Origin of the sequence: Lactiplantibacillus sp. 30.2.29 (assembly GCF_018991255.1) — a bacterium.
GTDB lineage: Bacteria > Bacillota > Bacilli > Lactobacillales > Lactobacillaceae > Lactiplantibacillus > Lactiplantibacillus pentosus.
The window spans coordinates 86297-97740 of the sequence record NZ_JAGYGU010000001.1 but is presented as its reverse complement, the minus strand read 5'-3'; the positions used below and the strand labels follow the sequence as shown (position 1 = coordinate 97740).

At 48.7% G+C, this 11444-nt stretch carries 12 protein-coding genes; all 12 read right to left on the bottom strand.

The genetic code is table 11. The annotated features are described in order from the left end of the window. Positions 1–142 precede the first annotated feature (142 nt). Entirely contained in the window at positions 143–781 is a 639-nt protein-coding gene (locus KGF65_RS00435) for an NAD(P)H-binding protein (RefSeq protein ID WP_225083192.1), read from the bottom strand. Positions 782–1104: 323 nt separating this feature from the next. Further along, complete coding sequence (locus tag KGF65_RS00430; protein WP_225083193.1) at positions 1105–2073, bottom strand: alpha/beta hydrolase; 969 nt, start codon at positions 2071–2073, stop codon at positions 1105–1107. 81 nt (positions 2074–2154) lie between these two features. Next, positions 2155–3045, bottom strand: a complete 891-nt coding sequence (locus KGF65_RS00425; RefSeq protein WP_216748015.1) for a S9 family peptidase — start codon at positions 3043–3045, stop codon at positions 2155–2157. Then, positions 3042–3593 (bottom strand): cyclophilin-like fold protein, encoded by a 552-nt coding sequence (locus tag KGF65_RS00420; RefSeq protein ID WP_216748016.1) that lies wholly within the window; start codon positions 3591–3593, stop codon positions 3042–3044. Before KGF65_RS00420 ends, KGF65_RS00425 begins: the two co-directional genes overlap by 4 nt. Before the next feature lie 317 nt (positions 3594–3910). Next, on the bottom strand, positions 3911–4546 hold the full coding sequence (locus KGF65_RS00415; RefSeq protein ID WP_101873410.1) for an HAD family hydrolase: 636 nt from the start codon (positions 4544–4546) through the stop codon (positions 3911–3913). Next, a complete protein-coding gene (locus tag KGF65_RS00410; RefSeq protein WP_050338547.1) occupies positions 4539–5144 on the bottom strand; it encodes a sugar O-acetyltransferase in 606 nt (201 codons plus the stop codon). The genes KGF65_RS00415 and KGF65_RS00410 overlap by 8 nt, the downstream gene beginning before the upstream one ends. Positions 5145–5218: 74 nt before the next feature. Further along, a complete protein-coding gene (locus tag KGF65_RS00405) occupies positions 5219–5932 on the bottom strand; it encodes a MurR/RpiR family transcriptional regulator (RefSeq protein WP_216748017.1) in 714 nt (237 codons plus the stop codon). A gap of 534 nt (positions 5933–6466) precedes the next feature. Continuing rightward, a complete protein-coding gene (locus tag KGF65_RS00400) occupies positions 6467–7873 on the bottom strand; it encodes an FAD-dependent oxidoreductase (RefSeq protein ID WP_216748018.1) in 1407 nt (468 codons plus the stop codon). Positions 7874–8024: 151 nt separating this feature from the next. Continuing rightward, positions 8025–8630 carry a response regulator transcription factor gene (locus KGF65_RS00395; RefSeq protein WP_050338537.1) on the bottom strand — a complete coding sequence of 202 codons (606 nt, stop codon included), beginning with the start codon at positions 8628–8630 and terminating at the stop codon, positions 8025–8027. Continuing rightward, positions 8627–9748, bottom strand: coding sequence for a sensor histidine kinase (locus tag KGF65_RS00390; RefSeq protein WP_101873404.1), 1122 nt, complete (start codon positions 9746–9748; stop codon positions 8627–8629). The genes KGF65_RS00395 and KGF65_RS00390 overlap by 4 nt, the downstream gene beginning before the upstream one ends. After that, positions 9729–10493 carry an ABC transporter permease gene (locus tag KGF65_RS00385; protein ID WP_216748019.1) on the bottom strand — a complete coding sequence of 255 codons (765 nt, stop codon included), beginning with the start codon at positions 10491–10493 and terminating at the stop codon, positions 9729–9731. Before KGF65_RS00385 ends, KGF65_RS00390 begins: the two co-directional genes overlap by 20 nt. Next, positions 10490–11377 carry an ABC transporter ATP-binding protein gene (locus KGF65_RS00380; protein ID WP_101874310.1) on the bottom strand — a complete coding sequence of 296 codons (888 nt, stop codon included), beginning with the start codon at positions 11375–11377 and terminating at the stop codon, positions 10490–10492. The genes KGF65_RS00385 and KGF65_RS00380 overlap by 4 nt, the downstream gene beginning before the upstream one ends. Positions 11378–11444: the final 67 nt, after the last annotated feature.

The window sequence follows — 11444 nt, the reverse complement described above, 5'->3', positions numbered from 1 at the left end:
TATTGAATATTTTTTTGTTGATTACTCTGCACCCCAAAAACGGCCTCGTCGCAAAAGCGAGAGGCCGGGCTGATATTTTGTTCGCGATTGATTGGTCTTAGATGCACGCAAAACTGCCGTCTGCAATCGCTGTATGTGGGTCTCAGATTGACGCTTTCGGACGGGCGGAAATCATCAGCTCACGTTGTGGATAATCTTGGTTGTGAAGCACCATATCAGCAATCAGTGTTGCCAGTGAGAAGATGCTTAACGGGCCGCCACTAACCGCATTTTCAGCGGATTCCACAATCAGCTTATCAGCTTCATCCGTATATTTGAAGAAGTGGCATTCTAAGAGCGTGTATGCCAAATCACTGGCTTTAATCACCGCCGCACCCGCTTTTTGTCCGACCACATAATTGGTTTCCACTTCCCGACTAAAGCCAAATTCACGGTTAGCCAAGTCGTACATTGCTTCCGAGATCTGATCCGCATTGATTTGGAACTGTGTCGTCCATAACAGCCGCTTGACGCCCACTTCATCCATCGCCTGCACTAGTGCCGTTGCGAACGTTTCCGCTTGCGTAATCCCAACCGTCGAAAAGACGACGTCAATACCGACCAGCGCCCGTTTTAAATCTTCAACACTGGTCGCATCACCAATCAATTGTGTCGCCAGCGAAACATCATGGTCATGCCGATGATGGTCCAACAAAGTCACGTGACACTCAGGCATCACCGCCACGCGTCGATAGACTTCATACCCCAACTTACCCGTACCAATAATTAACACATTCATCATTAACCACATCCCCATCCAATTTAGGCGGCCAACGCTGTTATGAAAGCTAATCATGACACACAATCGTGTTCGGTTACCTTGCGCCTTGATTCCGACCGCCCTTATGCTCCCATTATACGCATTTTCCAGCCTCATATGCCGGAATTTACGAGGATAATCAGCGATCATTGTCTGTAGCCATTGATACCGGTCGGACTTTTTCATATCAGTGATAATAACGACCACTATTATGAGTCGTGAGTTGAAAATAATAATGGCGTCCCATCACGACCATTGAACCATCATGAAAGAACGCCATTTATACTTTTTTTCTAACGACCGACTTACAAATTTTGATTGAAGAAGTCGGCAAATTTATCAAACGGGATCACATTGACATTGTCGTAGAAATCCACATGTTGCCCATGCGGTTCGACAACCAGTTGCTTGGGATCGTTCAGACGCGCATACGTTTCTTCCGAGAATGCCTTTGAATGCGCTTCATCACTGGTCACTAGCATTACTGGACGTGGTGCGATCTCATTGATACGGCGCGTCGCTTCAAAGTTCATGAAACTCAAATTTGAGACTGACGTAATGTTATGCGTTGCATTTGGGTGCCAGCCCCGTTTGAAGCCGTAAAAGCTGAAGAACTCTTGACTAACGGGATCTAGCCCTTCCGGAATCGTGGTTACGGGATGATCTGGAAATGTCCTCTCAGCTGCGTCAAGCGCTGACCAGCGTTGTTCACTCAATGTCGCTAGCTGCTGTTGCCGGGTCTCACCTGTGGCCAGATTAGCTAAATGTGGAATATCATACATCACACTGGTAGCAACGGCCTTGATACGGGCATCCTGAGCTGCCGCAGCTAACGAAAATCCACCAGAAGCACAAATACCCAGGGCACCAATCCGCTGACGATCAACAAATGGTAATGTTCCTAAATAATCAACGCCCGCAGAAAAGTCTTCGACATACGTGTCAGGAGAGCCACTATAACGCGGCTGTCCACCTGAATAACCATGGTAGGCCGGGTCAAAAGCCAGTACGACAAAACCGCGTTGTGCTAATTGGTTCGCGTACACACCTGGTCCTTGTTCCTTAACGCCGCCAAATGGTGGGCCGACAACAATTGCAGGTTGTTGTCCCTGATTACCACCATCCTTGGCATAGTATAAGTCAGCGGCGATTTCCACCCCAAAACGAGTTGGGTAATAGACTTTTTCACGCGTGACATTATCGCTCAACTCAAAAATATACTGATCTTCATCTGCGGTCACCCGCGTTGCGGCCATCGTAGGTTCAATTTTCATAAAAAGCATCTCCTTATGTTGTACTGCCAATTAAGGTCTTTCATTAACTTAATCAATGTCGTCAAATCATCCTGTCAGTGGCTATTTTGTGTTAATGAACTTATCCAGTAACTTTAAAGCTTGACGTTGATTGTGGCCTTCAAAATCGTGCCCCGCGCCAGACAAAACATGCAGTTGTCCATGCTGATAGTTGGCTGCGGCTTGGCGCACATACTTGATTGGGACGATGTCATCCGCATCGCCGTGGACGATCAACACTGGGCCCCGATAAGTCGTCGCCGTTTTGGTGACATCTTGGCGTAGCAGCGCTCGATAATACGCCCGACCGACTGTAAACCCGAAAACGTCCGTCGTCCGTGGTACTGCGCCGATGGTCTGATACTGACTCCGCGCATCGTGCGTCATCGAAAATGCGGGATACATTAAGGCCAACCGGTCAACCAACTTAGGATGACGACTGGCAACTAGTCCGGCAACCACGCCGCCCTGACTACCACCGACGAGCAATGTGCGCCCGGAAGCTGCAGCTGAACGCGCTGTGATGGCTTTAATGACCGCCGTCAAGTCATGGGCCTCGGTCTCAATCGACATCTGTGTCTGCCGAACACCAGTACTTTGACCACCAGAACTGCCGCCTGGAAAATCGAACGCATAGGTCATGTAACCACGGCTGGCTAAATGGCGCGCCGGCCCGCCTAGCTCCTGGTAAGTACCACCTAATCCATGCGCAACGATGGCAACGGGCATCTGCTTGCCATGTTTTTTAGGCGTATACAGATGCCCATAGATGTCCTCACCGCTGAACTTAACGTGTACCACCTGGTCATTGATTGCTAATCGGCGATCGCCAGTCGTCACTTTTCCAGCAGAAGGCCCCTTTGTCTCAGTACTCGTGCGACGCTGGCAACCAGCCAGAATCAGTAACACAGAACTAATACCGATAATCAAACTAACCAACAAATGACGTCTCATGATTGACTCCTCGCAATTCTAATCCGAACATGATTGCCCATGTTTTTAATAACTTGGCGATAATTTTGACTATCAAAGTGACCAATGATATGAATGCCTTCATAATACGACTCAGTTCCCCAATAGAAGACAATGCGTTGGTCAGGAGACCAGTAGCCGATTGCCCCTTGATTACCAGCATGACCACTCGGCATTCCAGTCGTCGGTAACGCATGATGCAAATCCGCAATCTTCTCAGGAAAATCAGCATAGTCGCGAAAACTGAGTGTCGTTGGGAGCTCCCGCGCAAAGGCCTTCGCTGCACTGGAACGATTCAGATGAGCGGACAGTTGGTGGCCGTTGATCGTAACCGTGATCCGTTGACCAACCTGTTGATTGTCTGTACTCGACTGTGTTTTATTTGACTCGGCTTTTTTTGACTTGGTTTTTGTCGATTGTGATTGCGACGAGTGGCGATTGGTTGACGTTGTCCGCTGTGTTTGTTGCTGGCATGCAGACAGTCCAATCATTCCAATCAATAAACTTAAAATAACTAATAACCATTTCATTCGAATCCTCCTTGTCTCGTCTAGCTTGGTTATTAGTATACTGGCCCAGCATTGCTATGTTAAATATCTATTTAGTATGATGTACTATAGCATAAAAGCATTGATTATCAAGTACGCCACGCAGCGCCGTAGCAAACCATTGATAATTCCAGCTTCAACGTCATCTGATAGACTTCATCAAGTCCATTACTAAAAACTGGTCCGACTTCGAAATTTCGAAGCCGGACCAGTTGCCGCTTTTTGATTCTCTGTTAATCACGATTCACTAATTTGCTACATGAACAATTATCTCAGGCAATGCTGCCACCACCACTGACCTATCGCGTAATCCGTACCTGCAAATAAGCCGCCAACTGATTGACAGACCGAAACACGAGCTGATCTGCCTTTGCATCAGTCTGCTGGTCGGGGTCCCAAGCTGCGGTCAAGCACTGAATCCCTGCTTGGGCCGCAGCCTCAAAATCTGAGCGCGTATCACCGACGTAGCAGACCGCTGCCGGACTTAAATCCTGCGAACTTAATAATTGTCGCAAGTTGGCCGCTTTATTTGGCGCAAATTCCGACCCGTACAATTTAATGGGAAAGAAAGTTGTCAAACCAGTCATTGTCAGTGAAATTCGACAACTCTTAGCTGCCTTGCCCGTCACTAACGCTAATACAATCCCTTGCTCACGAAGTCGTGTTAGTAGTTCAACCATCCCCGGATACGGCACAGTCACTTCTCGATGCGCCTGGATATACGCTTCATAAAATGCGGCTAACGCTTCTCGCCAGCGTGGCCCAGCAACTGATTTGACCATCCCAATTTCGTTTAAGCCAAAGGTGTGCACGATTGCTTGAGTCGTCAATTCATGCTCGACGTAAGGTGCGACGCTACTGCGAAAGGCTTTGATCACCATCGGAATCGTCGGCGCTAAGGTGCCATCGAAATCAAACGCCACCATTTTAAGCATGCCGCTCCTCCTGATTGATCTGCCGAATCACTCGACACGGGTTACCGACCGCCACTGTATTCGCAGGAATATCCTTCACCACGACGCTGCCGGCACCAATCACTGAACCTGCACCAATCGTGACGCCGGGAATAATAATGACGCCACCCCCAATCCAGCAACCATCCCCAATCGTCACTGGTTTCGCATATGTCTGACAGAAGTACTGCCCACTATCCGGCTGCCAATCAGCCCGTAACCGATCTCGCAATTCGACCGGATGCGTCGCCGTGTAGATCTGAACGTTCGAGGCAATCAGCACGTTGTTGCCAATCACGATTCGATTACAATCCACAAACGTACAATTCATATTGATTGAAACATTATTGCCAATTGAAATATTGCGGCCATAATCGCAAATAAACGGGCTACCAACCGACACATTCTGGCCGACTGCCGCAAACATCGCCCGTAACAATGTCTTTTTCTCATCCTTTTGATCATAAGCAAGTTGATTGTACTGGCTCAAAAGTTCCCGTGTATGCCGTTTCATCTCCAAAAAAACCGGTGCATGTGCATCATAGTTCTGACCACTCAAGCTCTTTTCAAGTTCATCCATCCCTAAGCGCCCCTTTCACTATCCAGCTTAAAAAACGAACCGTTACGCTTCAAGTCACGGATCGTTCCTTTTCGTTATAACCGTTTGGACAAGGTCTCAATAACATAGACGACTGGCACCTGTGTTGTCAGATTATAGTTTCCATTAATCCGCTGATGCGTCAACTGGTAGGCAAAGTTCCAATCGGAAAGCTTGCCGACCGTGGACTGGGACTGATTGGTGATGCTTAAAATTGGGCACTGTTGCTGCTGAAAGTGTTGAATCAGGGTCACGAGTTCGGGGGTCTCACCACTCTCTGATAGCGCGAAAATCACCGGGTGCTGCTGCTCAAACGCACTGACGGGATACTTACTATCCTTGAGGCCAAACGCCATCTTACCGGCATTGGTAAAACACCGCGCAGCGTAGCGGGCCAAGCTACCTGATGAGCCGATACCGACAAAGATAATCAGCGACGCGTGCCGTAAAGCGACAATCGCTGGCAAGAGTTTTTGTTCATAAGCGGCTGAATTGGTTTTGGCAAAGAAGTTAGCCAATTCGCTGACGTCACTTTGCGGCTCATAGGTCGTCAATTGTTGCTGCTCATTTTTCAATGCCTGCTTAAAATCCCGATAACCGGCAAAGCCATTTTTGACACAGAATCGCAAAATCGTGGAAGTCGATACATGCAATTCATGCGCTAATTCACGGATACTCATGTACGCCACTTTATCCAGATTCTTGACGATATACCGATAAATCGCCACATCCGTTTCATTATACTTTTCAAGCTGTTCGTAACTAAACATGACTTGCCCCATTTCCCATTCATTTTAGTTGCTTCGATAACTACCACCGTGACTGCCATTGCCGACTTAGCAGACCTAGATTATTCATTGCTTAAGGCACGGTCTTACATTGATCAATGCTCACATTGCCGCTTCAGCCAAGGTCAAGCATCCTCATCTATTTAAGCGCTTTCGCAATGTAAATACAAGCCGTTAATGTGGAACTCCCCGATTCCTAGACCACCGCGAACTGGTCGGCCATCGTCACGATGCACAGTCGGCGCTAATTAATACCGTGATGATACGGGCTCACCCGGTACCTAACATCATTGCCACATTTTTTGTGTAAAAACCGCTTAACCATGCAAATACGGTCAAGCGGTTGATCAATTTTTAGTATCAAATTTAACAAGCTGATTCAAGACTAAAAAGATGCATTCAGAATTCGACGTTGAATTCTGAATGCATCTTTTTATAACAATTGATTAGCTGCAGCCATGTTCTTGCGACAACTGCGCTCACTTTCATGTTTCGATTATAAATCCAGCAATCTGATTAGCCCTGTTCAGGCGGCGTCGGCCAGTTACCCGGTGCTGTGATGTGCGGCGCTTGATTGCCACGTTGATACTCTTGTTTGACCGCTAATTGCCCAACCAGGTTCAAATAGTTGAACGGTTGATTGAAGTTCGGTTGAAAGAACATGTCTACATAGGCCAAATCATCGATCGTATTCTGATTTTGAATCATCACTGAAATCGTATTGGCCGCTTGCGCAACGTCGTGTTGGCTCCAGAATTGTGCTCCCAGAATTTGCCGACTTTGATAATCGTAGACCAAGTCGATCGTAACTTTGGCCGTACTGGGCATGTAAGCGGGCCGCCAATCGCCCTGATAAACGACGTGGCGGACCGGCAATTCGCGTTTTTTTGCCGCTGGATAAGTTAGCCCAGTCGTCGCCATCGTGTGGTCAAAGAGTTGCATGGCCGAGGTCGCTTGCGTCCCCATGTAGGGTTGCAGGTCACCAAATACGTTGATGCCTGCGAGCGCGCCTTGACGTAGGGCGTTAGTTGCCAGTGGTGTATACGCCGGCTGACCGGTGGGATTGTAATTGACCACGCAGGCATCCCCAGCCGCATAAATATCCGGGTTGGACGTTTGCACATATTTGTTGATCAGAATCGCCCCATGACGGTCCATCGCGACTTGTCCGCGCAATAATTCCGTATTGGGCATAAAACCGGCACAAACGATGGCTAAATCAACTGGATAATCGCCCTGCGCCGTTTCAACGACGAGCTGATCATCTGGCCCACTAGTGAAGCCCGTGACCCGCTCATCCAAATGCACGTCGACTTGGTGGTCACGTAACAGTTGTGCCGCTGCACCGGCCATCTCGGGGCCAAGATAATTATTTAAAATTTGCGAATGGGAATGAAACAATTTGACTCGATGCCCCATGCTAGCGTAACTTTCAGCTAGTTCGGTCCCCATGTAACCAGCCCCAACAATGGCGACCTGCTGATTGGGTCGTAGTGACTGATAGAGCTGTTCGGCCTGTTGGTAATTTTTACAGAGCAGGACTTTTTCATGGTCGATTCCCATAATGGGCGGCACGATGACTGAGGAACCCGTCGCCATGATGAGCTTGTCATAGGTGTCGACAAAGACCGCGCCCGTCTGCATATTTGCCACCTGCACGGTCTTGTGCGCCGTATCGATTCGCAACACGTTATGTTGGGTCCTGACTTTCGCACCCAGCGCTGTTAAATCTGCCGGTGACGCGTAAAACATGTCCTCGAGGTGTTGGATGACCCCCGTTAAGTACAAATAGATTCCACTCGAAACGAACGAAACGTTATCATTTCGTTCATAAATCGTCACTGCCGTCTCTGAATGACGTGTTAAAATTTCGCGTGCCGCTACGGTCCCCGCATGGGTGCTACCAACGATAATTACTTTCATCTTACCGGATCTTCCATTCTGCCAGATTTGTCACGCATTAGTCAGCGTGCTTAACATTAACCACTATTCAATTATTATATCGCGACCCCCATCATTTGTATATGTGTCGATGAAAATAAACCTAGATCGTGCCAAACTGGCCTGCCCTTGATCACAGCCACTGATTGGTCTTGGCCACCCGAATCGCTTCTAATCGATTATGCACGCCTAGTTTGCTAAAAATCGCTGACAAATAATTGCGGGTCGTTCCGGGTGATAAGTACAGATTAGCCGCAATCGTCTTCGTCGGTAACCCCTTTTCCGCTTCAGTAAGCACCGCTAGTTCCCGCTCCGTCAGCGGATTTTTGTCAGCAGATAGCATATTAGTCACGAGTTCCGGGGCGTAGATGGTCTGACCGGTCATCACGGATCGAGTGGCCGCAATCAACTCGTCACTTGGACTGTCCTTAAGTAAATAACCGGCGACCTGGGCATTGACTGCACGCTCAAAGTACCGTTGTTGGGCAAAAGTGGTCAAGATGATCACCTTTGTGGCGGGTTGCCGCGTGTGTAAGCAATCCGCCACATCCAGTCCGGTCATACCGGGCATCTCAATATCTAAAATCGCCACATTTGGCTGTAACCGTTGCAAGTCCTGCCAGGCCGCGGTTCCATCAGTGGCACTGCCGACCACGTGTAAATCATCTTCTAATTCCAATAATTGCGTCAAAGCTGAATTCAACATACTTTGATCTTCGGCTAAATAGACCATTATCATGCGTTCTCACGCTCCTTTGGTAGTTTTAACGTCAACCAGGTGCCACGCCGCGAACTGGTAATTGCAAAGGTTCCCCGATTAGCTTGTAACCGCGACTGCATACCCGTGAGACCGTTGGCGCCCTGACGCCTTAATGTGCCGCCCTTACCATCATCTTGAAACACGATTTGATAACTAGTCGTCGTCTCCGTAAAATCAATGGTAACAGTCTGTGCATGGGCGTGGCGAATCACATTGGTGATGGCTTCGACCAACACCGCCGCAAAACAGCTCTGAACCGTCGTCGGCCACTTGGTTGCTTGGGCCTCTCCAGTCGTGGTGACCCACACCCCGGCCACCGCCAAATTGTGCGTTTGGTCCAATAGCATTTCAGTCAACGATTGCTCATGCAAGTTATTGACGATTTCACGAACCAGTTGTAAATTTTGGCGACTGGTCTGTGCGATTTCGGTCAATTCCGGCGCCACCTTGTCAGGGGCTTTGACCAGTAACTTGCTAGCGAGTTCTGCTTTGAGCGTAATCATGGAAAAACTCTGGCCCAGCGTGTCATGCAAATCACGAGCGATGCGCTCTCGTTCGTGACGTTCAACAATTGTCTTCAGGCGCCGATTGGTTTGATTGAGTTGCCGTTGCCGTTCGATCGACCGCGAAAAAGTATAAGCTAAAATTGGTGAGGCAAATGGAAACACCAGCCCCATCAAGTTGCCATTTTGCCACGTAAATGTGCCCGGAAATTGCAAATAATCCAGCACACACCCCACAATCAAAAATGCATAGTACGCCATCGCAAACCAGTAAAATTCTCGTTTAGGGCGGCGTGCAAGCAAAAAGCTCACTTGCCATCCTGGAAAGATAATCACAAAATTGTTCGCCGCAAACAAGGCAAATAGACCTGCTACCGCTAGTTCAGCTGGCATAGTCACAAAACGCCACCGGGGCTTCTCAACCACGAGGATATACAGCGCCAGAAAACAACCGACCAGCATCAGCCACAACCAATCGCGCCAGGATTTGACCGGGAGATAGGTGGCAATGGTATACGGCAAATAGACGAGCCACACGTAGCTCGTCCATTCTAAGTTTTTAAAGCGTTTGTGCTTATGCTCGAACAATCCCATTCCCCCGTTTAAGCAAGCGCCGAGTCCCCCAGCTAATCACGACTAATAATCCCAGCGTCCATGCACCAATTCCGAATAGATTCGTTTTATCAAGTGTACCATGCATCATCCAAGTTCCCAACAAATCGTTCATGTAAAAAGTCGGCAGGTGTTGACCAATCACTTGGACCCAGTCCGGTAACATGCGGATTGGCCACCACAAGCCACTCATGATGGCCATTGGAAAGGTAACTAAATTACTGGCAACACTCAAGGTCTCCGCGCGATTGAGGAAGGATAACGCAACGCCAATCAACATAATCGGCACTTGTCCGATGATTGCGATGCCGAGCACGCCGAACCACTGGCCCAGAGTCAAACTGACGTGGTTCACCAGCACCGCAATCGTCCCCAACACGGCAACTGACAGGAGATTCATCAGTAAGCCGAGGATCCCAATTGAGACATAGTAAGGCACGAGTCCATGGGGCGTCAGTTGCAACCACCGAACCAGTCCTTTTTCACGGTCATGCATCAAGATCTGCGCAATGCTAAACAACCCATTGATGGCAATGCTGTAGACCGTCATACTGTCCATATAGGCAACATTAAAAGCAGCCATCTGTGCCGCAGTGCCGCCAGTCATGGCCTTGGTAAATAAGAGATAAAAGCCCGCTGGCATCATGAGCGCAAAAAATTGAAACGCGACGTTTCGTAAAATTAGTCGCCGACAATCAAAACTGAGTTGTGCAATCAAGACGTTCATGCTGGAACCCCCTTCGTCAGATGAACAAAAATATCCGTTAACGATTCACGACTAATCGTGAGTTGATGACATTCACTCAGCAATGGTACCAGTGCCGCTAACGTCACATCACCGTCTTCACTACTCAAACGTAGCTGGTCACCCTGTTTTGCGACCGCCGTCACGGCTGCCAAATCCATGAAAGCGGCAGTCGGCAGCGCCGTTTGACAGATAAATTCGACTTGTTGGTACTGCTTTTGTAAAGCCGCCAATGTCCCTTCAAAGGCGAAGTGTCCGTCTTTGAGTAACATGATACGGTCCGCGACTGCTTCGATTTCCGGTAAATAGTGGCTGGTGATAATAATTGTCTTGCCACTGGCCTTCAACTGCCGGATTCGTTGCCAAAACGCCTGTTGAGCCGTCGTATCCATCCCGACAGTTGGTTCGTCTAAGAACAACAACTCCGGATTGCCAATTATCGCGAGCGCAAAGGTGACGCGCCGTAACTGGCCGCCAGATAAGGTCGTCAACCGACGTTTGGCTAAATCTTCAAGCCCTAATTCAATCAACAACCGCTGCGGGTCAGTCGTGCCTTGACGCTCGGCATTCGTCAAAGTGAGCATCTCTCGGACCGTCACCCCTTGAATCGGCATATCACCTTGTAACATCGATCCAATTTTGCACCGCGCTTCTAGGCTTCCTGGCGCCTGTCCCAAGACTGTCAGCTGTCCCTGTTGCGCGTGATTGACGCCTAATAACAGATTGAGTAACGTTGTTTTCCCCGCCCCATTTTCACCAATTAATCCAATGATTTCGCCCGTTGCAATCGTCATGTTAATCCCACTTAAAACTGACTGCTGACCGTAGCTAAACGTCACATCGGTTGCTTCAATTAACGGTGTCATCATTGACCGCCTCCTTTTTAATGACTCAAGTTTACGGCCATCACCGGTCATCCGGTAGTCGCGTTTG